This is a genomic window from Chitinophaga agrisoli, assembly GCF_008386695.1.
Taxonomy (GTDB): Bacteria; Bacteroidota; Bacteroidia; order Chitinophagales; family Chitinophagaceae; genus Chitinophaga; species Chitinophaga agrisoli.
In genome coordinates this window covers 699,305-723,163 of sequence record NZ_VUOC01000003.1, presented here as the reverse complement: position 1 = coordinate 723,163, position 23,859 = coordinate 699,305, and the positions used below count along the sequence as shown (strand labels likewise).

General features: G+C 50.7%; 20 protein-coding genes and 1 pseudogene. 1 reads left to right on the top strand and 20 read right to left on the bottom strand.

The genetic code is table 11. From position 1 onward, the window contains the following. Positions 1–71 precede the first annotated feature (71 nt). Entirely contained in the window at positions 72–2,423 is a 2,352-nt protein-coding gene (locus F0L74_RS18345) for a M1 family metallopeptidase (RefSeq protein WP_149839331.1), read from the bottom strand. 60 nt (positions 2,424–2,483) lie between these two features. Further along, positions 2,484–3,086, bottom strand: a complete 603-nt coding sequence (locus F0L74_RS18340; protein ID WP_149839330.1) for a HupE/UreJ family protein — start codon at positions 3,084–3,086, stop codon at positions 2,484–2,486. 68 nt (positions 3,087–3,154) lie between these two features. Here F0L74_RS18340 and F0L74_RS18335 point away from each other — a divergent pair, with 68 nt between their 5' ends. Further along, positions 3,155–3,640, top strand: a complete 486-nt coding sequence (locus tag F0L74_RS18335; protein WP_149839329.1) for a DUF6702 family protein — start codon at positions 3,155–3,157, stop codon at positions 3,638–3,640. A gap of 15 nt (positions 3,641–3,655) precedes the next feature. On the opposite strand, the gene F0L74_RS18330 is transcribed toward F0L74_RS18335, so the two are convergent. The 18 genes and pseudogenes from F0L74_RS18330 to F0L74_RS18245 all read right to left on the bottom strand — a co-directional run bounded on the left by F0L74_RS18330 (position 3,656) and on the right by F0L74_RS18245 (position 23,839). Further along, positions 3,656–4,330 carry a hypothetical protein gene (locus F0L74_RS18330; protein WP_149839328.1) on the bottom strand — a complete coding sequence of 225 codons (675 nt, stop codon included), beginning with the start codon at positions 4,328–4,330 and terminating at the stop codon, positions 3,656–3,658. A 358-nt stretch (positions 4,331–4,688) separates the two neighbouring features. After that, entirely contained in the window at positions 4,689–5,981 is a 1,293-nt protein-coding gene (flxY, locus tag F0L74_RS18325; protein ID WP_149839327.1) for a flexirubin biosynthesis putative acyl-CoA ligase FlxY, read from the bottom strand. A gap of 3 nt (positions 5,982–5,984) precedes the next feature. Further along, positions 5,985–6,362: a holo-ACP synthase gene (gene acpS, locus F0L74_RS18320; protein WP_149839326.1), complete on the bottom strand. Its 378-nt coding sequence runs from the start codon at positions 6,360–6,362 to the stop codon at positions 5,985–5,987. Then, complete coding sequence (locus tag F0L74_RS18315; protein WP_149839325.1) at positions 6,359–8,035, bottom strand: C45 family peptidase; 1,677 nt, start codon at positions 8,033–8,035, stop codon at positions 6,359–6,361. Before F0L74_RS18315 ends, acpS begins: the two co-directional genes overlap by 4 nt. Before the next feature lie 16 nt (positions 8,036–8,051). Continuing rightward, positions 8,052–9,557, bottom strand: coding sequence for a phytoene desaturase family protein (locus F0L74_RS18310; RefSeq protein WP_149839324.1), 1,506 nt, complete (start codon positions 9,555–9,557; stop codon positions 8,052–8,054). Positions 9,558–9,612: 55 nt separating this feature from the next. Continuing rightward, a complete protein-coding gene (locus tag F0L74_RS18305; RefSeq protein ID WP_149839323.1) occupies positions 9,613–13,476 on the bottom strand; it encodes a 1-acyl-sn-glycerol-3-phosphate acyltransferase in 3,864 nt (1,287 codons plus the stop codon). Continuing rightward, the gene (locus F0L74_RS18300; protein ID WP_149839322.1) at positions 13,469–14,635 is read right to left on the bottom strand and encodes a DUF2062 domain-containing protein; all 1,167 of its coding nucleotides are present in this window, start codon (positions 14,633–14,635) and stop codon (positions 13,469–13,471) included. Before F0L74_RS18300 ends, F0L74_RS18305 begins: the two co-directional genes overlap by 8 nt. Before the next feature lie 79 nt (positions 14,636–14,714). Next, entirely contained in the window at positions 14,715–15,086 is a 372-nt protein-coding gene (locus F0L74_RS18295; protein ID WP_149839321.1) for an ApeI family dehydratase, read from the bottom strand. Next, on the bottom strand, positions 15,086–15,733 hold the full coding sequence (gene lolB2 / locus F0L74_RS18290; RefSeq protein ID WP_149839320.1) for a flexirubin biosynthesis protein LolB2: 648 nt from the start codon (positions 15,731–15,733) through the stop codon (positions 15,086–15,088). Before lolB2 ends, F0L74_RS18295 begins: the two co-directional genes overlap by 1 nt. Further along, positions 15,711–16,343: a flexirubin biosynthesis/transport protein LolA2 gene (lolA2, locus tag F0L74_RS18285; RefSeq protein ID WP_149839319.1), complete on the bottom strand. Its 633-nt coding sequence runs from the start codon at positions 16,341–16,343 to the stop codon at positions 15,711–15,713. Before lolA2 ends, lolB2 begins: the two co-directional genes overlap by 23 nt. Then, a complete protein-coding gene (locus F0L74_RS18280; protein WP_149839318.1) occupies positions 16,336–17,109 on the bottom strand; it encodes a polysaccharide deacetylase family protein in 774 nt (257 codons plus the stop codon). Before F0L74_RS18280 ends, lolA2 begins: the two co-directional genes overlap by 8 nt. Positions 17,110–17,119: 10 nt before the next feature. Further along, the gene (locus F0L74_RS18275) at positions 17,120–18,184 is read right to left on the bottom strand and encodes a beta-ketoacyl synthase N-terminal-like domain-containing protein (protein WP_246197761.1); all 1,065 of its coding nucleotides are present in this window, start codon (positions 18,182–18,184) and stop codon (positions 17,120–17,122) included. 3 nt (positions 18,185–18,187) lie between these two features. Further along, positions 18,188–19,390: a beta-ketoacyl-[acyl-carrier-protein] synthase family protein gene (locus F0L74_RS18270; RefSeq protein ID WP_149839317.1), complete on the bottom strand. Its 1,203-nt coding sequence runs from the start codon at positions 19,388–19,390 to the stop codon at positions 18,188–18,190. Beyond that, a pseudogene (locus F0L74_RS18265) lies at positions 19,387–19,656 on the bottom strand (phosphopantetheine-binding protein); the annotation flags it as partial. The gene F0L74_RS18270 and the pseudogene F0L74_RS18265, both read right to left, overlap by 4 nt. Before the next feature lie 43 nt (positions 19,657–19,699). Then, the gene (locus F0L74_RS18260) at positions 19,700–20,332 is read right to left on the bottom strand and encodes a beta-ketoacyl-[acyl-carrier-protein] synthase family protein (protein WP_149839315.1); all 633 of its coding nucleotides are present in this window, start codon (positions 20,330–20,332) and stop codon (positions 19,700–19,702) included. Beyond that, entirely contained in the window at positions 20,329–21,582 is a 1,254-nt protein-coding gene (locus F0L74_RS18255) for an NAD(P)/FAD-dependent oxidoreductase (protein ID WP_149839314.1), read from the bottom strand. Before F0L74_RS18255 ends, F0L74_RS18260 begins: the two co-directional genes overlap by 4 nt. Positions 21,583–21,601: 19 nt before the next feature. Next, positions 21,602–22,669, bottom strand: coding sequence for a class I SAM-dependent methyltransferase (locus F0L74_RS18250; protein WP_149839313.1), 1,068 nt, complete (start codon positions 22,667–22,669; stop codon positions 21,602–21,604). 24 nt (positions 22,670–22,693) lie between these two features. Then, positions 22,694–23,839, bottom strand: coding sequence for a beta-ketoacyl-[acyl-carrier-protein] synthase family protein (locus F0L74_RS18245; protein WP_149839312.1), 1,146 nt, complete (start codon positions 23,837–23,839; stop codon positions 22,694–22,696). Between the last annotated feature and the right edge of the window lie 20 nt (positions 23,840–23,859).

The following is a 23,859-nucleotide window of genomic DNA, read 5'->3' as shown; positions in this document are numbered from 1 at the left end:
TTCCCTTTTATGAAACAAGCCATCCCGGAAGATACCAGGATGGCTTGTTCAAGATATAAAAAACTAATGACTTACTGTCCGGCAGTGGTCTTTGCCTGCGTTTGCTGCTGCATAGGGTTAGGACCTGCGGTAGCGCCCCTGGGCCGCTCCTGCTGACGGAACAATTCAAACCTGGAAGGCAGGGATACCCTGGGCCAGTTATTATTGCCTTCGTCAATATCAGCGGTCTCGCGCTGGGGGTCCAGCTTAATGCCCACTACTTCTTTATCCTTGGCAAATACCTTGGTCACATGGTACTCATCTTTACGCCAAATATAGGCAGAAATGCGGTCTGTTTCCTTAGTGCCATCCCTGTATGTCCATTCAATGATGATGGGCATTACCAGGCCGCCTACGTTGGAGAAAGAGATCTCGTAAAAGTTCTTCTTGCTCTCATACAGGCGTTTTTCTTCAGGAGAAAGGCCGGCATACAGTTGGTTGTATTTGGCTTTATCGTCGCTGCTAACGGCAAAGCGGTCCCATTTGCTATAGAAATCCTGCAGGGCGGTATCCTGCTCTACGGCAAACTTTACGCCTGCGGCGCGGTTACGGTCGCGGGCAATATGGTCTGCTTTGCGGTCGTATGCCGCTTTATCCAGGCTGCTTACTTCTGTAGGCTCGCCGGAGTTAAGGCGGTACCATTTAACGCTGTCTATGGCAATATCCACGGGCTCAATGCCAAAGAACCATCCGCGCCAGAACCAATCCAGGTCCACCGCGCTGGCGTCTTCCATGGTGCGGAAGAAGTCTGCCGGGGTAGGATGTTTAAAGGCCCAGCGGCGTGCGTACTCCTTAAAGGCAAAGTCAAACAGCTCGCGGCCCATTACGGTCTCGCGGAGGATATTGAGGGCAGTGGCCGGTTTTGCGTAGGCATTAGGTCCAAACTGCACAATGTTCTCTGAGTTGGTCATGATAGGCTCCAACAGGTCCTTGGGCATTTTCATGTAGTCCACGATCTTGTGGGCCGGGCCACGGCTGGAGGGGAAGTTGAAATCCCACTCCTGCTCTGCCATGAACTGGCAGAAGGTATTGAGACCTTCGTCCATCCAGGTCCACTGGCGCTCATCTGAGTTCACGATCATGGGGAAGAAGTTGTGCCCTACTTCATGCGTGATCACGCCTATCATCCCGTTCTTGGTAGCTTCTGAATAGGTACCGTCTTTTTCTGCACGGCCGTAGTTGAAGCAGATCATCGGGTATTCCATACCATTGGCCGCTTCTACGGAGATGGCCACTGGATAAGGATAAGGGATGGTATGTGCGGAGTAGGATCTGAGCGTATGGGCTACCACTTTGGTGGAATAACGGCGGTACAGCGGATAGGCTTCCGGTCCGTAATAGGACATAGCCATTACCTTTTTACCTTCTACATTGGTAGCCATGGCGTCCCATACCAGGCGGCGGGAGCTTACCCAGGCAAAGTCCCTTACGTTCTGGGCGTCAAATACCCAGGTTTTGGTAGCGGTAGCTTTGCCCTGCAGGCTTTTCTTTGCCTCATCCAGGTTTACTACTTCTACAGGCTCTTTGCTGTTCTGGGCCTGCTGCCAGCGCTGGAACTGGGCGCCGCTCAGCACATCCTTATAGTTCTGGCACTGGCCGGTGGCGCCTACCACATGGTCTGCGGGTACGGTCATCTGCACATGGAAGTTGCCAAAGGTGAGGGCAAACTCGCCACGGCCGGTGAACTGCTTGTTCTGCCAGCCCTGGAAATCAGAGTATACCGCCATACGGGGGTACCACTGCGCCATGGTATAGAGGTAATTCTTATCTTCTGCGAAGTATTCATAACCGCCGCGGCCGCCTTCGGACATACGGTCGGAAATATTGTACCACCAGTCTATCTTCAGGCGGATCTGCTCTCCCGGCATCAGCGTTTTAGCCAGGTCTACCCGCATCATGGTCTGGTTGATGGTATAATGCATAGTATTACCGGCAGCATCTGTCAGCTTCACGATCTTTACGCCCAGGTCCTTATCGTTGCCCAGGATGCCGTTTACGGCACGCATAGACATCTTATCGGACATCTTGCTGCCATCAAAGCTTTGGTTATCGCTTTTGGCGTTATGCTCGTTCTCATCCAGCTGCAGCCAAAGGTAGGTAAGCGGGTCCGGGGAGTTGTTGTAATAGGTGATGGTCTCTGAGCCTGTCAGCTTTTGCTTTTCATCATCCAAAGTAGCGGATATCTCATAATCCGCGCGTTGCTGCCAGTACTTTGGGCCCGGTACGCCCGATGCGGAGCGGTACATGTTGGGATCCTGTATCATGGTGCCCAGCTGCTCAAAACGGGTACCATGGTTAGACCCGTTAGGATTGCGGTCCTGCGCCATTAACAGGTTGGCATAGCTGCAAAATAGCAGGGGCAGCCATAAGTGCTTCTTTTTCATTTGATACTGTTTCTGTTTTCGTACGCCCGGGTCCATCCGGACGCGGTAAGTATTAGCGGTTTAGATTGTGGTCGGTAATACAAACAGGTCTTTAAACCGTTCGATCGCCATTACAAAAGCGATCCCAAAGATAGCAGAAGAGAGGAACATGATCCAGTCCCTGCGTTTTACGCCGGTTATATTTACAATGATGCCAGCCATCAGCAGTACAGTGATCACCACCAATACCTGCCCAAATTCCAGTCCCAGGTTAAACGACAGGAGCGGTACAGCTACATTGGCGCCCAGCAGGCTTTTGAGATAGGTGGAGAATCCCATACCATGTATGAGGCCAAAAAACAGGGCAAAATAGTAATTGAGTTGTACGGCCCGCGGCTGTGATAGATCCGGTTGGCGGATGATATTAAATAAAGCGGTAATAAAGATGGTTACCGGTATCAGGAACTCGACCAGTGGCCTATTCATCCGCACTATGTTCAATACGCTCAAAGCCAGGGTGATAGAGTGCCCTATTGTAAATGCCGTAACCAATATCAACACCTTTTTCCAGTCTTTCAGCAGGTAAACAGCGCTCAATGCCACTATAAATAAAATATGATCATACCCATCCCATGCTATTATGTGTTGCCACCCTAACTGGAAATACAAGGCGAATTCACTCATTGCCTAGATTTTGTCTAATTTTGGTAATTATATAAACTCTCCGTTTAAAAATAAAATTTTTTAGTCAAGTGGGCTTAATATTATGTAAATGGTTAGTAGCGGCGTGGTATACCCTGCACCCCTTCTATGTGAGCGTAACGGAAATCAGGCATGATGCTGCCCAGCGGGAGCTGGAAATAAGCTGCCGCATCTTCTCAGACGACCTGGAGCGCGCCCTGAAGGCGCAGTATAAAACTAATTTTGACATTATTCACCCGGCAGACCGTAAAGCGGTGGACGCCATGATCACGGATTATCTTAATAAGCACCTGCATATCACCGTAGACGGCAAACCTGTGACCCTGCATTACCTGGGCTACCAGATAGAAGAGGAGGCAGCCTGGTGTTTCCTGGATGTAAAGGGCATCAATACGGTAAAAAAAGTGCATGTAAGCACGGATATCCTGTATGCGCAACATCCGGAGCAGATCAATATGCTGCATGTGATCGTAAAGGATGAGCGCAAAAGCGATAAGCTGGATAACCCGGAAAGGGAGGCGGATTTTCAGTTCTAAGGAATAACCAGACGTTTAGATATCGCAGTTTTCCGGCCGTACATCACGCAATTCAATATTGCTATCCCTGGGTATATTACCTGTTTCTACGCCGGCCAGTATGCTCAGGCCATCCTCCTGCCAGCAGATATGTTTTTCTATTGCAGGTAACATATAACCCGCTACCAACCTTTGACTGATGACCCGTGAGACGGCGTCCCCGGAGACCTGGCTTTCATCCATCTGCGCCATCTCCGCCAGGATACTATCGGCCGCTAGCATATTATGCTGCGCAGTAATAAGCTCCATATCCAGCAATAATAAATAAGCGTATTCATTAGCCACCGTACAGGTTATACAGCCCGGAATATTTTTATGGCCTTTAGCTGAATGCAGGCAGGTATACGCATTGGTATAGGCGGTGCTTTTCACCACCAGGTCTGCAGTGGCGCTGTTCATTGCATCATCCATATCCTCCAATGTATTGGCGCCCGCGGCTGCCAGCACATCCGGTACATAACTTGTTTTTGATAACTGGAATAACTTCTCCGCGGCCTTCATATGTTTTATGGCTATTTTCTTGTCTGCATTGTTTTTCAGCGCGGAATCAATGAGCGCGCGCATAACAGAAGATGATACCCCCTGGGCAATAGTAAGGTGGTGGAATAGTGTAACACCCATAGTAAGCAACATAAATAGTCTCTTGTTCATGCTATTATTGGATTTTAGTAGGCACGCGTTGGTCTGTTGGCGCATGTGCTTAAAACATGTCCATTACAATAAATATCACACCTCATTGTTAAATGTGGAGGAAGTTCAATAAGGATTGGTTACAGTAATTGCCGGAGGTTCGCACTCCGGAAATTGCAGAGGAGGTTTGTTATCAGTTTCACCGTCACGACGTCAGCATCCTGTTGATGAAAAATGTGTCGCATTTTCGTCAAGCAAAGATCAGGTTAATAAACGTTAAGCATATGATGATATTATATAAAGATTCGTTAAAAGCGCAGATTTTTTTTTGACGTTAACGAATGCGTAAGTCTATAATAAACAGACAGAACGATCGTTATTACTGCCGGTTGTCTACAAACTTTACGGCTTTCCTTCCGCCTTCGGGGAACTGCATTTTCATGATCTCTGCCTGGCCGCAATAGCGCACCTGTGGTATAACGCGCAGCTTGGCCTGCAGATAGGAGCGTATTTTGCGGTCTGTATCTTCGGATTCAGATATGGGCCACAGGTGCAGCAATATCTCATCCGTACCTATTTCATTGGAGAATACTTCTACTACAAATTCCTTTACTTCTTCCATTTCATTCAACAGGTCAAACAAGGCAGGTGGGTATAGGGTAGTGCCTTTGTATTTGATCATTTGTTTCTTGCGGCCAATTACCGGGGAGAGACGAATGGTCTGTCTACCGCAGCTGCAGGCGTCTGTTTCATAACGGCATATATCGCCGGTCTTATAACGCAGCAGGGGCATGCCTTCAACGCCCAGGGTGGTAATGGTCACTTCCCCCTCCTGGCCGGGCGCTACAGACTGATCGTTATCATCCAGCAGCTCTACATACAACAGCTCCGGATGATGATGGCCACCACGGCCCGCCCTGCATTCCGTAAAGGCGGTCTGCATTTCTGTAGAGGCATATGTGGAGTATAGCTGTATATTCCATTGCTCCGTGATCTTCTTACCCAGCACACTTAATGAAAAGTCTACCTGCCGGATATTTTCGCCAATACACACCGCCTTTTTTACAGAAGAGGCATTGATATCAATATTATGCTCTTTGGCAAAGGCGATCAGCTTAAGGATAAAAGAAGGTACTGCTACGATGGTAGTGGGTTGTATACGTTGTATGTTCTCCCATTGCAGGGAAGGTACGCCAGGGCCTACACGCAGCACACCGGCGCCCAGCCGGCGTATGCCGGTGTAGTAGGCCATACCTGCCATAAACTGGCGGTCCAGTGTGAGCATGAGCTGGTATATATCATCGGCGGCGCCATCTGCACAGCAGAAGGAGATGTATTCGTTATAACTTAAACGGTTCAGGTCATTGGCGGTAAGCGGTATGATCACCGGTTTACCCAGCGTACCGGAAGTAGTGGTGTATTCCGCTATCTTATTTCTATCCACACACAGGAAATCCCAGTTGCGCTGCTGCAGGTCTTCCTTGGTCACCGGCGGTATCTTTGCCAGCTCCTCCAATCCTGTAACGGTACCAGCCTGGATGTTATGTTTGGCAAACCATTCCTTATAGAAAGGCGAGAACTGCCGCAGGTAGCCTATAAGGTGCAGCACTTCTTTTTCCTGGAACTGCCGGATGGCGGCAGCAGATTGCAGTTCTATGTCTGGTATATACATAAATTATACTTCAATGACCACCATAGCAATGGCGGTGGTTTTCACATGCGATAGCGATAGTAATACCTGTTTAATGGACAGCTCCGTATAACGGCTGGCGGCATTTCCCAGCAGGTGCAGCTCCGGCTTACCCGCGGTATTGTTGCGCACCTCTATTTCGTTAAAGTTTACGCCTCCGTGGCCCCAGCCGGTGCCCAGCGCTTTCAGGAAAGCCTCTTTGGCGGCAAAGCGGGCCGCATAATGCTCATAGGGAGCCGCCTGCTGCTCACAGTATGCGACCTCCAACGGGGTGAATACTAGTTCCCGGAAACCTTTTCCTTTCCGGATCTTTTCTTCTACCCGCTGCACTTCAACAATATCTGTACCTATGCCGTAGATCATGATGGCTTGTTACATTTCTCCAGCTGTTCGCGTATATGCTTTTCTTCTGCCTTGGTGGCTATCACTTTGGTAAGGGCGGTCTGGTAGTATTGTTTGGCCTCCCGGTAGCGTTTACGCTTAAACGAATAATCACCGGCCAGCACATAGGCGTGATAGAATTCCGGGTTGGAGGCTATCAGTTCCTGCAGGTTCACATCCTTACCGTCCATAATGTCCGCTTTGATACGTTTATAGGTAAGGAAGTTACGATAATCCTTTGTGAGCAGGAAGGGATCCGCCGGAATGGTGAGGGCGCTGTCATACAGCTCCTGGTTATGCTGCAGGCCATGCATGGCAAAGATCTTATTCAGGTCATAGGCTACAAACTTGCCTAGCTGCCAGGGGGCCGTAGATACCCATACCAGCCGTTTTTTAGGCTCAAACACAACGGCGTGATGGGCCAGCAGCTGGTTCATGGCTTTTTCATTGCCCATACCTATGTTCTCATTATGCAAGCCGTAGCGGTCGCGCAGGATACTTACCGTATTGGCCACAGTATTAGGCCCGTGCTGCGCCAGCAATTCTGACAAACGCTCGTAGCGGTATACGCTGGCGCTTTCCTTTTCCTGTTGCAGGTTAGAGGCCAGTTTGCCTAAGGTATCGCCCTGGAAATGGTTGGTACAGGTGATAAAATCACTCTTAGGATCATACATATCCATACCATGGGGCGTTTTTTCTATGATGGCCGCGCGGTTATCTGCCGCGGAGCCAATGAGAAAGGATTCAGATACAAACATCTTACGCCGCTGTGCAATAGCCCAGGCCTCCTGTATATTACCGGCGTACTGAAGTATTTCGCGGGCTACCAGGGATACCGGTGTGGCGGAACCGGTGGGTATCTCGCTCTTATCCGCATTGATCGTCACCGTTAACCCGTTTTCGTTCATGCCGGAGGTTACGCCGGTAAAACCTGCCCAGGTCACCATCATAAAACGGTAGCCGCTATCCGGTCGGTAAAAGGCCACTATCTTATCATCTGCAAAGCGGTCACCCACATAAAAATCAAAATTGCGGCCTATGATCAGGTTACTGTCCGCGGAGCGGCCGTTCCAGGTGGCAAAGGAGCTGCAGCCCACCAGCATCATGTTCTGCAGGGCATGCCCAATATCATGCGCGGCGTGGTAGTTCAGGATACGCTCATAATTGCTGCCAATAAAATCATAGTTGGGCGATGCGGAGAAGGAAATGCCGTAGATCTCTTCTTTATTCTCTTCTGCAATATTATCTGCTAAGTGGCGGTTAAACCATCCTACGAAGTATTTGAGGAAGTGGAGGTAGGATTGGGAGGGGATCATCTTTTTGATCTGGTCAACAAAAATATCTTCCTGCCGTTTTACCAGCTCTGCGCTAAGCTTACCGTAGATCACGCCCCTTTCAAAGGGTTTACCCTCTACATACAGCTCATACAGGCCGCTGTTGCTTTTACGGAACCAGTTATTGCCAATGGTGTAACAGCTGGTATCTATTTGTGTGCGCTGCAATTGCAGGGCGCTTTTATCCGCGATCTGTGGCGGGTTGATGTGCGATACGCTTACCACATAGATCACCAGTCCCAGTATCAGCAGCAGGAAACCGCCTATGATGAATAATAATACCCGTCCTAATTTTCGCCAAACGCTTCTCTTTTTTTTCATTGTTACCTATTATTAGCTATTCGCCATTAATTTGCCCGAGCAACCAATCCAAACCCAGTATTTCCCCGCTGGTCATTACCGCACTGATGGTGACGCCCAAAATACCGTGCAAGTTCAGATTTTGGCCGGTAAGATACAAATTGGTGAGTTTGGTGCGCGGATTTATCATTGTTTTTAACGTATCGTTATAATCTTTCTGTATGCCGTACAGGCTGCCGTCACCCGTGCCCAGGTAGTCCCGGAATGAGAGTGGCGTGGCTGTATAGTAAGTGTCAATACTGCTGCGGAGGCCGGGGAAACGCCGTTCTATCACATCCAGCAGGCGTTCTGCCTTCTGTTTTTTGAATGCGTCGTAGTCCGCTCCACGGGGTTGCTCCCGGGAGGTGGTGTTAAAGGTATGCTGCCAGGGCGCCACCTCCTCATACCGCATATAGGTGAGCACGGAAAGGCCGTCTGCACAAGGCATATGGCGGGAGCTGGCCGTGGCGTACAGGCCATAAGTAAGTGGCCAGTTATCCGGCGTATAGTCTATACCGTCCCAGGCATTGGGCGTTTCGTGGTAATAATAGTTATAGTTCAGATAGGGGAAAACGCCGGGTTTGAGCACAATATTCAGCACAAAGGGGGCTATGGCGTTTTCCAGGGTGTTGATGCGGGAGCGGTAGGCCCCGCGTATCAGCTCACTTTCCGTTATGGCCATGGTTTGGGCGGGGTGCAGGTTGGAGATGTAATGGTCTGCCTTTACCTGCTGCCCGTTATCCAACAGTATATACCCTACGCGGTTGCCCTCCCCAACTATCTGCTGTACGGCCGTGCTACGGTAGATCGTGCCTCCTTTTTCCATAATGGCGCGGGCCAGCCATTTGCCCATCTGGGAGCCGCCGTCCACACATTTCCAGGAATCCTGGATATAGCTGTTCAGCACCAGGGCATGTACGTAAAACGGCGTTTTATCCGGCACGCCGGCATACAGCAGGTTATTACCGGCCAGCACGTTCCGCAGGCGTTCGTTGCTGGTAAGCTGCTGCAGGAAACCGTTGGCGGATATATTCATCACTTCCTGCTTTTCCGTGAGGGCGCCGGTGCGCAGGTTATACAGGGGAAAACGGCGGCATATGTCCTGCATGGTATGGCAATAATCCTCCAGCGCCTTCCGCTCGCCCGGGAAATCCTTTAAGAGCTGCTGTATAAAATTATCATAGCCTTGCGCCATGCGGTAAGTATGGGGATCACCGGCAAAGCCTATATGATCAAACCCATCCATATCCATGCGCTGCAGCTTGAGCTTGCTCATGATACCCAGGTAGTCGAAGATCTTATACAGGTTACGCCCCTCTCCCAGCCCGCCTATATAGTGCACGCCGGAGTCTATGATCACCTTATTACGCGCATAGGTTTGCAGGCAGCCACCTATCTGCTTGTTCTTTTCAAATATAGCTACACGGTAGCCGTTACGGGCCAGTAATGCGCCGCAAACCAATCCTCCCAGACCGCTACCAATTATGGCTATATCATAGTTCATCAGAAAAAGGTTTTTGAAGTAACAAATAATCAACAATGAATATCCCCTGGTCCTGCTACTGTTGTCTAATCACAAATATTACATTCGATGTGTACTTTGTATTGTCTATCTGTTCAATACTGGCGCCCATCCGGGCTGCCAGCTGTCTTAAATGCCCTCCGGAAAAGAAGGACAGCTGTTGTTTAGTTTTATTGAATCCCAGCAGGCGGGTACTAAATAACTCTGTGAGGCGGGTACCTTCATGTCTTTTGACCAGGTCCGCATCGCCATCCCGTACTATGATCACGCCACCCGGTTCCAGCTGCTGCAGGCATTGCAGGAGCAGTTGTTCCTGCTCCTGCGGTTGCAGGTAATGCAATACATCGCTGATGATGAAAGCATTGTGCCGGTCAAATGTGTATTGGGTAACGTCTGCATACACAAAGTCCAGCTGGTCATTCCTCAAATAAGCATGTTTGGCGGTAGCGATCTTATCCTCATCATAATCCACCCCGGTGATAGTGCGTTCCGGGGAAAGGAAGTGCAGCATATATGACATAAAGCCGTATCCGCAGCCAATATCCATAATACGCCCCTTTTCCGGTATCAGCTGATGGAACAATGCGTAGTTGTTTTCCATACGGGTTTTGATACGCATATACCATTCCAGCACCGGGCCTTTGTAAATATAATTATAGGTAAGCAGCTGGCGGAAATAGGCCGGGGTTTCCGTTTCCCGGCGCAGCACTTCATATTGCTGTTTGAAGTAACGGCTGATCTGTTTGGTGCGGGCGGCATATCCTTCGCCCCACTCCTTATCGTCCTGGCGGATACGCGGCAGGTATTGGGCAGTGATGACCCCATTCTTGAGCAGAAAATCGCCTTTACTCATGGTATAAGCAGTGCCATGCAACACTACCGGCAACACATCCAGGCCCAGCTGTTCTGCCAGGTAAAAAGCGCCTTTATGAAAACGTTTCATTACCGCATCGGGGGAGCGGGTACCCTCCGGGTATACTACGATGGAGTATCCTTTTTCTACCAGCAGGCGCAGCTTGTCTACGCTGGCCTCTGCTCCTTCTGCCACGGGATAATAATCCGCGAGCCTTACCACGCCGCCAAACACCGGCGAGCGCCATACCCATTCATTGGTGAGTAATATCACCCTGGGGTTCAGGGATACGGAGATAAGGATATCCAGGAAAGACTGATGGTTGCTGATGATCACCGCCGGTCGCTGCAACTGTTCATTGAGCGGGTTTATGACCCGCTTTTTCACGTTGCCCATGATATGCAGCTGCGACCAGCTGAACCAAGACAGGATCACATGATACAGGTATTTGCCTTTTTCTTTATTGAAAGGATTAAGGCGTATCAGGATCCAGCCTATGCCCGTAATGATAAAACTACCCAGCGTAAAATAGGTGAAAGCAATTACAGACAAGAGCCAGCCGCTAAACGTCCAGGGCGCATAGCCCTTGCGTACCCGGGCCGTAATAAGCCAGTTAAATAATAAGGGGATCATTACCTGCGAGATCAGCACCACGCAGCCAATGCCGATGATAGAGATGAGCGCAATGGAGCGCAGGGAAGGATGTTGCGCAAAGATCAATACACCCAGACCTAGTATGGTAGTGATAGCGGATAAGAAGATGGAGGAGCGGAAAGAGGATAACTGCTCTTTCCCGGTACGGTATTGCTGCAGCAACCCATCCATGGTGAAGATGCTGTAATCATCGCCCAGGCCAAAGATAAAGGTGCTGAGGATGATGTTCACAATATTGAACTTAATACCAAACATGCCCATGATCCCCAGGATCCATACCCAGCTGATGAGCATGGGAATAAAGGTGATAAGCGCCAGTTCAATACGCCCATAAGAGATCAGCAGCGCAAAGAATACCAGCAGGGAGGTCATCCAGGCAATGCTGTTAAACTCATTGCGGATCACTTCTACCAGGCGGTTAGCGGCGTATTGTTTATCCAGTACGGTGGTATGGGCATATGGTTCCAGCGCTTTGTATACTGCCTGCTTGTGGGCAGGGTCTACTTTCAGCAGGGTAACCAGTGATATACGGTTGTTCTTTTCTGTGATATAATCGCCCAGGGAGGTGCTGCGGAGCAGGTGCTGTTCTTCATCTGTCATGACCTTAAAATCCTGCTGCAGCCATTGTGCAAACGGCGTGAAACCGGCTGCTTTAAAACCCAGCGCCGGCCCCTGCTGCTGCAGGTAAGTGACGAGCTGCTGTTGTTTCTCTGTCGTCCAGTAGCGGTTCCAGCGTTGTATGCGTGCCTGCTGCTCCTGCTGGGACAAAAGCAGGCCGCCGGTACCGGCATATTTTTTTACAATGCCCTGTTGTTGCAGCTGCTGTACCACAGGCAACATGCGCTCGTTTTCCTGCAGCGCCTCTTCCAGCGTACGGCCTTCTGTTACCACGTATACGGATTGCGCTGTATAGGCGTTGATCTTATTCAGTTTTGCCTCCGCCGCCTTTAGCTCCGGCCGCATGAAATTCATACGCATCATATCACTCTCAAAGCCTACCCGGCCAGCGGTGAAGAAGAACAGCACGGTGAGCAGCACGATACCGATAACGAGGTATTTATTTTTTTCCGGGCGGTAAGCAGCCAGTTTATCCAGCCAGGTATGCTGATGGGCATGTTGCGCGTGAGCGGCTTCTTTGCCTATCACTATCCAATGCGGTAAAAAGATAAGGGAGAACAAGGCCGCGCCTACCAGGCTTAAGGCCGCAAACACGCCTACATCTTTGAGCATGGGCGACTCTACAAACTGCAGGCACAGGAAACCGCCAATGGTAGTAAAGCTGCCTATGGTCATGGGGCTGGCCAGGTCGCGGATGGTTTCCCGTATATCGTTTAAATGACGATAGTGGTTAAATACGTGCAGGGAGTAGTTCACGGCAATGCCCAATACTACAGCGCCGGCGCCCAGGGCGATCACGGAGATCTTACCGTATAGCAGATAGATACAAGCCAGTGAGAACAATGCGCCAAATACTACTGGCAGCATTACCAATACGGGCGCCCTTTTTTTACGGAAAAAGAGCGCAATAAGCACTACCAGCAATACTACGGCAATGCCTTGTGTGTACAGCGTATCCTGCCGCAATTGTTGTGCATTGCCTACGGATACGGCGGTAGCGCCAAAATAAGAGATGTTAACAGACGGACGATCGTGCCGTATGGAATCCAGGGTTCCTTGCAACACCCGCAGAAAATCCGCATTGTGGCGGGTATCACTGGGCGGATATTTGGGTGTAATGAAAACCATCAGATGATAGTGATCTTTTGTCACCACCATGCCATCATAGAGCTCAAATTGTTCATCAAATTGCAGTTGTTGCAATTTCTTTATCCCTATCCAAGAAATTCCAACCGGATCCTGCTGTATCATTTGCTTAAGCACCAGGCCTGCCGGTGATATCAGCGTACGGTAATTATTTCCCAGCGTTAGCTGTAAACGTTGCGGGGTAATAAGTGAGTCAATGGTATGATAGTCCTTTTCTTCCAGGAATATCGGCAAATGCGCCCGTATCTGCTGCATCAGGTCCATGATGGAGCTGTCGTTAGCCCCGGACTCCATCTTTTCTATATAATTTTTCAGCGGGTACCCATCCACAAAGCCCGTCCAAAGTGCAAGGTCTTTTGCCGCTTCTACCAGGCTATCCGGCTGTGCGGCTGCGGTAGTATCTTTTTGGGAGATGGTCAGCACCAGTTTGTCTGCAAAACGGGAGTCGTTAAATACCTGCTGCAGCTTATTCAATGTTTTATCCTGCGGGAGGATGCGGGTAATATCCTCCTCCAGCCGTATACGGGAAGCCAGGTAACCGGTAATGGCAAAACTGACCACCACACAGATCCAGAGGGCGGCTTTACGGGCTGCAAAAAAGTTATAGATATGTACAAAAAAACTACCCATTCGGCTGTTTTCTGAAAATGGTTAACAACAAAAACGACAACAGGGTGGCAGTCAATCCCACTACGATTGCCAGGGAGATACTGCCATACAGGTACTGTTGCAGGTTTTGCCACATATCGTTAACTGTAAGCTGTTTGCTGAAGATAACAAAAGTAGCGTCTTCCTTTACCCAAAAGCGCCCCATTATAAAGCTCAGGTATACGATAAACGGTATCAAGGGCGGAATGCTGATGTTAGCGGCTACCAGCACCAGGGCCTTGTTAAGCTTAAATACGGCGGAGAGCAATAGGGCTACCAGCATCTGGAAGCCCCATATAGGCACAATGCCCATAAACATGCCAAAGCCTATGGATAAAGCCTTGCGGCCATTGGATTCATTGGGATTGAGCAGCACATCGCGCCACAACCATACCCAGCTGTCTTTCCTGAACAAGAAGCGGATAAAGTCACGCGGCTTGATGTAGAGGAAGGTGATCAGCACCAGTACGGTATTCAACACACTGATGCGGGAAAAATCCTGGAAAGGCCGGAAATGGGACACCCTTTCTTCTGCCGGCGGGTAATACACCTTTATGGGCGCCCAACGGACAGGAATGCCCTTCCACGCGCTGCGTACCAGCACTTCCAGCTCAAACTCATAACGGGTGCACCAGAAACGGATGGGCGCGATACGGTGCAGCGGGTACAGGCGGTAGCCGGACTGCGTATCGGGGGCCTTCAGGCCTGTTTCCACATAGAACCAGAAATTAGAGAATTTATTGGCAAAGGAATTTTTGCCCGGCATATTTTCCTGTTGCAGGTTGCGTGCCCCAATGATGATGGCCTCGCCTTCTGCCTGCAATTTTTGTTGTAGTACGGCCAGGTCAGCAGCAAAATGCTGCCCGTCTGCATCCATGGTGATCACATAATCATATCCCTGCTCCAGGGCGTATTTAAAGCCGCGGCGCAGGGCTATGCCTTTACCACGGTTAGGAGCATACGTTACCCGCTGCACGGCGGGGTACTGGTCCAGCACCTGCATGGTACTGTCTGTACTGCCATCATTGACAACAATTACGTGTTGGGTATAGGATAGCACGTCCTCCAACACCTGCCCCAGGGAGGCGGCGTTGTTATAAGTGGGTATCAGGACGGCAATGTTTGAAAAGTTGTCAGTCATAAAATGGTTAACCTCTAGCTTTTAGCCCTTAGCTTTTAGCTGTTAGTGATCTAAGCGGGTATCAGCTAATAGCTAAAAGCTAATTGCTTATTTTAAATGTTCCCTGGAACTTCATGAACACGGTGCCTTCATGTTTAATGGCGGCGGTCACTTTTACTGTATTTTCCGGTTGCAGGGCATATTTCAATTCTACATTTACCTGCGGCTGTACAACCGGGTCTATCAGTACCAGGAACTTCATGATATTTGCTTTTTGCAGCTGCACTTTACATTGCAGACAGCGTTCCAGCGATTCCTGTATGGTTTGCATCATGCACACGCCAGGTACTACCGGCTGACCGGGAAAGTGCCCTTCAAAAACAGGATGTGCGGCATTCAGCGAGAGCAGGGCAGCATAATTTTCTGCTGCTGCCTGCGATTGTAAAACAGTATAAAAACTTCCTTCCAGCATTATTTTTGAACCTGTTGTAACGAAATATTAAACTTAAAATTTTGATGTTGAATCAATATCGTATCAGGTACGCCCTGCTGGTAATCACGCAACCATACTTTTACTACGGGTTTGCGTTTGGATGATTTCTCTATCCGCTCCAGCCGGGTGCAACCCGTGTCTGTGATGTAATAGTTATTGCCTTTAGGCGTTGGTATGGCCACATACCGGTACATGCTATCCTGCAGCACCTTAGCGTTGTCCAGCGCCGCGCGTTGCAACACCAGCTCAAAATCGTTGCGCAGTGTAGTAACGATCACCTGTTTATCCATCTTTGGCATCATGTAATGTTTTACAAAACCGCCATCGGGGGTAAACGCAAAATCAAAGAATTTGAGCCCCATCTCACTGGCAAATACTACCCGCAGGCTACTGTCAGGCATCTGTTTAAAGAACAGCAGGCCGCTGAGGTGATGCTTCAGTATATCTACCTGCGTACTGTACAGCGTATTCACATACTGCGGCTTAAACTGCCGGATGCAGGCCGCATCGCCGGTGGCGGGTTGCAGCCCTTTGTATACTGATCTGCAGCCTGTCATCAGACAGCCGCTGATCAATACAACCATCAGCAGGGCGATCCGTCCTTTATTTTGCAGTGAATACCTCATCCGGGATGTTTACATTCATTTGTTTGTGCACAAAACGGATAATGGTATTGTCGCCACCGGCCTCCTCCATTTCTATGGAAGATACCGTATAATCTTTCCGGTCCACCAACAGGTTGATGGTCTTAAAATACTGCTGCAGGGCTTTGGATACAGGCGTCATCTCCAGGCGGTAGTACTGCGCGTTCTCCAATATTTTGGTAGTAAAGTCCTGGTTATTCAGCACATTGCCCTGTACACAATCCACCGTGATCCTGTTGATCTGTTCAAACAGCTTATTGCCCCTGGTGGATACCTTATTCTGCCGCTGCCCGTCCTTTGTAACAATGTTATTGCCATTCATCACCATCAGGTAATAAGAGGGCTGCTGGTATTCCATGCGCACCTTATCCTGCTTCCTGAACCAGAATTTGCCTTTGGAAACGATCTTATCAGACAGCATGCTCAGGTTCTTTTCCTGGATAAAATCCGCCTGTATTGACTGCGTGCTTTGCGATGCCTTTGCAAACTGTGCCTTAAAAGCATTGGCATCCGCCACTGGTTTAAAACCGCCGGTTTGTGCATAGGTGTGCAGCACTCCCAAGCAACACCACAATAACAACCATCTACGCATAAGCAGGTATATTTAAAAGTTGATCAATCCGTTTTATCGTGTATCCATGTTCATGGATCTGTTTAATCAGCACCGGCAGTATCTCCACGGTAATGGCCGGACTATCATGCAGCAGGATGATACTACCTGGCTGCAGCCGGCCTGTGATACGGCGCAACAGCGGTTCCGCTTCCTTGGCCACCGTATCCAGCGAGCGGATGTTCCAGCCCAGCGGGTAGTAGCCGCCCCGGCGTACGGCGTTGCGCAGGTTGGGGTTAGTAACCCCATAGGGCGGGCGGAAAAACCGCGGTCTTTTCCCGATCGCCCGCTCTACCGCCGCATCTGCCTGGCGCAGCTCATCCAGCATACGGCGCATCCCAAACAGGTCAAACCAGAAGTGATGGGAATAGCTATGGTTGCCGATGAGATGCCCTTCTTCATGTATACGTTGCAGCAATGCCCCCTGCCCGGCTATATTTTTACCAATGCAGAAAAAGGCGGCCGGCACTTGCTGTGCTTTTAGGATATCCAGCAGTTGCGGCGTATATGCTGTTAGCGGACCATCATCAAATGTAAGGGCCACTACTTTTTCTGTAGTGTTTACCTTACAGGTGACCGGCATATAAAAATTGGCGGCAATGCTGATGGAGCCCCATGCCAGTACACCGGTATATGCGATCAATAGCGCTACAAATACCCACCACGACAAAGGCTGCCGCGCATTGTGCACATACAGCAGCACAGCCAGCAGTACAAAGGTGATGATATTTGTGAGGCGGTATAACATACAATGGCTATCAGGGTTTTGATAATAAGATCAGTGAATGATGTGTGCCCTGGTAGCAGTTGTAGATCAGTATCCGATCCAGCTTTTCCGGTGCGCTGCCGCTGAGTATTATATCCTGCGGCGCCTGTTGTTGTTTTAATATTTCTGCAGCCATCCATGCGGCAAAGGCAGTAGCAGTGGGATACTCCCCACAAAGGTGTTTAAAACCTGCCACCGTTGTTTGCGGGAACAGGGTTTGCGCTACCTGCGCGTAGGTATCGTTTTCCTCCACATTCCCATTGTGGCCGCAGATCAGCAGGTCAATGTCTGCACTCCTTAACCCATGCGTGGCCAGGAAGCCCTGTATAGCCGCATCCCTTTCCTCTGTGGACACGGGTTTGTAAATAGTGGTCAATCCTGCCAGCTGCGCGATGGATTGCGGGCTTTTAGCGGCCCCCAATACAAAAAAAGCAGCGCCTTCCCCGGCTATGGTGCCGTGGGTGGCGCTTTGCAGTAAGGAGGTATTGCGCACCGGCTCCTGTTTATACAGCCCAAAGCGGGAGAGGATAGTATGGCTGTGATCTGTGATCTCATCCACGCCACCGGCCAGCACCTGTTGTACAGCGCCCTCCTGCAGGATCATCATACTATCCAGCAGGGCGCTTTCAAAGGAAAAACCCTTGTGCACGAATGTATTGTTATAAGCGTGACAGGAGAGCAGCAGCCCAATCTGTCCGCTTACCGTGTTATGGGTAGATTGTATAAAGGCCGTGGGCGATAAGGCTTTCTCCTGCCCGGTGACCATTTTGGAAAGGAACACGCCGGTATCCTGCAGGCAGCCATAAGCGGTGCCGGTAATGATAGCATCCGGCAGGGTAATGCCGGCCTGTTGCAGGCTAAGCCTGGCCGCGGCCACGCCCATCTTTACGGCACGCCCCATGCGGCGCAGCATATTGGGCTCTACCCACTGTTTGTAATCCGGCTCCACCGCTGCCAGGCGGTTGCCTTCATACTCCTGTATACTGGCCAGGAACGGGCCTGCGCCCGCAGTTTGCTGCGGCGACACACACCCTGTACCCTGGATATAGATCTTCATGCGTTAACCCTTTGAAAAAATAAGACTTGAACAATTGCCGGCAAATCCAAATGAGTTGGACATCACATGATCCAGCCGGTTTCCTCCGGAAAAAACGGTGGCCGGCGCTACCGGCCATTCCTTCATAGGCGTAGTAAAACGCGCATTAGGATAGATGATGCCCTGCTGCACGGCCAGGGCGGAAAACACCGCCTCTATACCGCCGCTGGCGCCCAGCGTATGTCCTGTAAAGGATTTGGTGGAGCTTACCGGCGGATAGTCCGGCGCAAACAACCGCTCGATGGCCTTGCCCTCTGAGGAGTCGTTATTCTGCGTACCGGTGCCATGCACATTGATATAGCCAATATCCTGCGGTTGCAGGCCGCTCATGGTGAGCGCCCCTTTCATGGCCAGGTAATTACCTGTGCCTTCCGGCGAGGAGGCTGTCTGGTGGTAGGCATCGTTGGCATTGGCATAACCGCTTAAGCGGCACCAGGGGCCATTGGGCAACCTGGCGGCCAGGGCGTCGCTCACCAATACTACATAACCAGCGCCTTCGCCCAGGTTTAACCCCGTACGGGTATCATCCAGGGGACGGCAAGGCTGCTGGTCCAATATCATGAGGGTATTAAAACCATTAAGGGTAAAACGCGTAAGCGCATCTGTACCGCCGGCTATCACCACATCCACCATGTTATTGCGGATCAGGCGCGCGCCATACATCAGCGCATTGGCGCCGGAAGAACAGGCGGTACTGATGGTGGATACATGGTGCCGGATGCCCATGGCGTCTGCCACCAGCTCCGTAACGCTGCCACACTCGTGGTGCATCACCTGGCGCAGATGGCCGCCCTGCTGAGGGTTTTGCAGGTAGTCCGTAAAAAAATCCTCTGTTTTATCCATACCGCCTACAGTGTTGGCGGATACAAAACCTACGCGGTACTGGCTTATATCGCCCAGCCCTGCGGCTTCCCAGGCTTCCTGTGCAGCTATGCGGCTTAACAGGGCTGTTCTGCTAAGGTGTGCGGGCATACCTGCCTGTGCGGCTAATGCAGTATTATCCGCTTTTACTTCCGCCACGGGAAAAATGCCGCGATGGGTAGTTTGCAGATATTGGATCTCCTGCATGCCGGTACCCATTTGCCGGAATGCTTCCAGGCACTGTTGCAGGTTGGCGCCTATGCCGCAGATAACGCCGCCGCCGGCTATCCACGCCTGACTACTCATCCCGGCTGTTTTTGCTGTGCGGTGATGTATGTGGCCATGGTGCGCACAGAGTAAAAGATCTCCGGCCCCTGATCCGGGTTGGCCAGGCGTATGCTGTAGTGCTGCTGTAACAGTACGATCAGTTCCAACGCATCAATAGAATCCAGGCCTAATCCGTCCTTGAACAAAGGCTGATCATCTCCTATGTCCTCCGGTTTTACTTCCTGCAGGTTCAGCTGCTCAATGATCTGCGATTTCAGATCGGCCATCAATTTTTCCATATTTTCTAAAAGCGATTTTAAGTTTTGCTATAACGGCATTGGGCTGCTGTCAACTACCTGATTGCTGCGCATACAGTTTTTTCACCTCTGCTGCCGTAAATGCCACGGCTCCTTCGCGTTGCTGACGCTCAGCCAGGAACAGCGCCACTTCATATTGCTGGTCCATTACCTCTACCCAGCCACAGAGGCAGGCGGTAGCTACCCCGCTATCCAGCAATAGCTGCGCATAGGATACTACCTGCTCCGCATCAAAACTATCCATGGTAAAAAAGGCATGCTCTCCTTTAAAACCATGGCGGATGCAGATCTCCCCTATCACAATATTGGGCAGGGTGTATACGAACAGCGCCGGGCTGGGTATATCCTTTACGGTATTATAATACCGCAGGTCTGTATCCAGGCTGGCACTGCGGTTGCTTAACACAATGGCTACCTGTTCCGGCAAATGATCCTCTATGGGCGCTTCGCGCAGCAGCACTTCTGCCGCCAGCCATCCCAGCTTACTAAGCGGGTCCATTTTATGGAACTTGGGATATTGCCCGGAGAAACGGTCATAGGCCTTGCGCAGGAACTCCTGCAGCTCCAGCGACGGCGCCTCCTGCCATAACAGTGCGCCATTACGGTATACCTGGTGTTTCCTTACCACGCAGCTGCCGGTGATATATGCTGTTTGTTTGCTCAACCTTTTTCCAGTTCGTCCAGTTTCTGTTTTACGGTAATGGCGCGCGCCAGCCGTTTCAGTTCCGTATCATGGTGGGCCACAAAAGGATTGCTCATATCCCATACATAGCCGGCCAGCACAGAGCAGATCTGCTGTTTGATGGCCGGATCCGGGTCCTTTTTAAAAAAGATGGTATCCAGGGTACCCTCATACCAGGCCATTACATAAGAGCGGAACGTATTTACGCCCTGCATGGTAGGTTCCATGTATTCCTTTTCCCAGTCCACCGCTTCGCCTTTCAGTTTGCGGATCACCAGTTTGGCGGCTGTTTGGCTGGATACGCAGGCCAAAGTTACGCCAGATGAGAAAATGGGGTCCAGGAATTCCGTTACGTTACCCGTCAACACAAAACCGTCACCATAGAACTTATCTGTAGTGGCGGACCAGGATTCCAGTATACGCGGTTCAAACAGGAACGATACATCCCGGAAACGATCGGCTGTAAAGGGCTCTGCTTCCAGCAATGCGCGGTATTGCTGCTCCGGTGTGCCAGGGTACTGCGCAAAAAACTCCGGCTCCCCCACAAACCCTACGGAAGTAACGCCGGTGGAGAAGGGGATGATCCAGATCCATACGCCTTTTTTATGCACCACCGCTGTAATACGGTTAGGCTCATCGGCCATGGAGCGGCGTATATCGTTTGTATGCGCAAACAGCGCCTTGCGGGGCTGCAGCACAGATTGTTTCTCCAGGTTAAACAGGCGGGGTATTACCCTGCCATAACCGCTACCGTCTACTATAAAACGGGCGTGGATCTCCAGCTCATTCCCCCGTACGTCTACGGCGGTGGTCACGCTGTCAGATCCATTAAAACGTATGCCGGTTACCGTAGTTTCGTAAGCGATGGGAATGCCCATGCTTTCGCAGGTATCCGCCAGGGTCTTATCAAAGTCTGCGCGGGTCACCTGCCAGGTCCACTCCCAGCCTTTTGTATATTGTTCTTTAAATGTAAAATCACAAACAGCGTCGCCTTTTACGAACTTGGCGCCGGATTTCTGCTGAAAGCCTTTCTGCTGGATAGCGTCAATAAAACCTGCTTCTTCAAGGGCCTCCATGCTGCGGGGCAGCAGGCTTTCGCCGATCACGAAACGGGGAAATTTCTGCTTTTCCACGATCATTACCTTATAACCTGCCTGATGAATAATGGATGCGGCTACAGTGCCTGCGGGGCCTGCGCCTATCACCAGTACGTCCACCTGTTGCGTTTTCATCACGTTCTAATTTATCGTTTTATGCTTTTACACATTTTAGTAAAGTATAGCTCAAACCCATCTGGTTATTCTCGTCCACTACTTTTAAGCCGGCATTCTGAATGCACTGGAAGAACTCATCCGTATGGTACATCTGGCTATTGCCATTAGCCATGGCGGTAAAGTAGAGGGAGGTTTGCTGCAGGCAGAAGGCCGCTGATTTAAACATCTGGCGATTCCAGAAGGGCTCCAGTATGTAAATGGCGCCGTTAGGCGTAAGGGCTTCGCGACAGCGTTTGAGGATGGATTCTATTTCGGATTCTGAGAAACAATCCAGGAACTGGCTCATCCAGATCACGTCAAAACCGTGCGGGAAAGGCAGGCTCTCGTCGAGGATATTGGCCTCATGAAAGGATACGCGGTCTGCCACGCCGGCTTCTGTTACCCTCCGCTGCGCCAGCGCTATTTCACCGGGCAGGTCAAACATAGTTACCTGTACGTCTTTATCATATTGTGTGCAGGCCAGGGTCCATTTGCCGGTATTGCCGCCTATATCCAGCAGGCGGCGGGGCTTGCTGTCGAACACGATGGGCAGCGCCTGCGGAAAGGCCAGGTCTGAATAGTAGTGATCAAAATCGAACCAGCTTTTGCCTATCTCCTGCGGCAGCAGGGGCAGGCCGGGGTAGATGGTATCCCAGGGGCCCAGTTCCTTAAGACCGGCGGGGCGGCCCTCTTCCAGGCTGTCTTTGAGATGGTACATACCTTTGTAACAGATATCCTGTACAAAGTCCATGTTAATGCGGGTGAGCTTATCATGCTCTATAAAGTACCCTGTTTTTGTAAGGGAATACCTTTTATTGTTCACTATCAGCAATTCCATACCCAGGCCGGCTTCCAGCAGCACGCGGATAGCGTAGCGGGAAAGTTTTACCTCCTGCATGATCTCCTCTATGGTAAGGCCGTTTGCGCCGGCTTTGCTGACTACCTGTAGAATGCCGAAATCCCGCAGTGCGCGGCTGGCCTGGAAGGCCACGGGTGCAAATGCCAGTTGTAAAGCGGCTTCTTTTGCCTGTAACGCTGTTTTAGTTTCCTTGCTGAAAAATTCCATGTATAGTAAAATAATATTTGGTCGTTATGCTTTTGAAAGCACCAGTGCCGCATTACATCCCCCAAAACCGGATACGGTCTTGAGATAATGCTGCGCGGGTTGTTCTGTTAAGATACGGTTCACCTTTACCGGCATGCTTACGCCCAGCTCCTCAAAACCTTTTGTAGGTATGATCAGCCCTGCCTGTAAGGCATGGTTGCCAATGATGGCTTCTATCAACCCGGCAGCGCCCAGGGTATGCCCGTAATAGCCTTTAAAACTATTTACCGGCGCCTCCTGTAAGCCGGCCAGGTGCACGGCTTTAGCCTCCATTTCATCATTATACAGGGTGGCGGTGCCATGGGCAGCTACAAAACCGATATCGTCCGGCGTAAGATTGCTGTTAAGCATGGCCTGCCGCATGGCCATTCCCAGCTCTGCCCCGGTACGCGAGGGCCCGGAGATATGATTAGCATCATTGCTGATGGAACCTGCTTTTACCAATACCGCGCCTGCGGGCGCAAGGGCCTGTTCCCGGCTCAGTATTACGGTAGCTGCGCCTTCGCCCAGGGTAACGCCTTTACGGGCGGCGTCGAACGGGCGGCATGGCTCATTGCTTACTGCCTGGAATGACTGGAAGCCAGACAGTACAAACTGCGTTATTACATCTGCGCCGGCCACCACAGCGTGATCATACGCTCCGGATGCGATAAGGCGTTTACCCATCAGGATAGCCATCAGCCCGGATATACAAGCATTGCTCACCACCAATGGCGTAGCGGTAAAATTAAAAAAGCCCGCAACTTTCCGGGCAGTGGCAAATAATTCCATCTGCGGTAGCGGCGGGTGATCCGGCTGTTGCTCGAGCAGCTCAATATTGCCCTTGGTGGTGGACACGATGAACGCGGTGCGGCCGGCGGTAAGATCTATATAAGTTTGCGCCAATGCATCTTTTACAGATAGTATCAGCAGCTGTTCAAACTTTGTGTAGCCTTGCAGACCGGCTGCTGCGCTCCAGCCTTCCAACTGGCCGGGCGCCATAAGCGCGGCATAAAAAGGCGATGGTGAGAGGGCGGTATTATCATGTAAACGGATAGCGCTATGCCCCTGGCGCACCGCAGCAAAATTCTCCGCTGCTGTACTACCCAAAGGCGATACAATGTTGTCTGCTATCACATATACATTCTCCATTCCGGTATATCAGTATTATG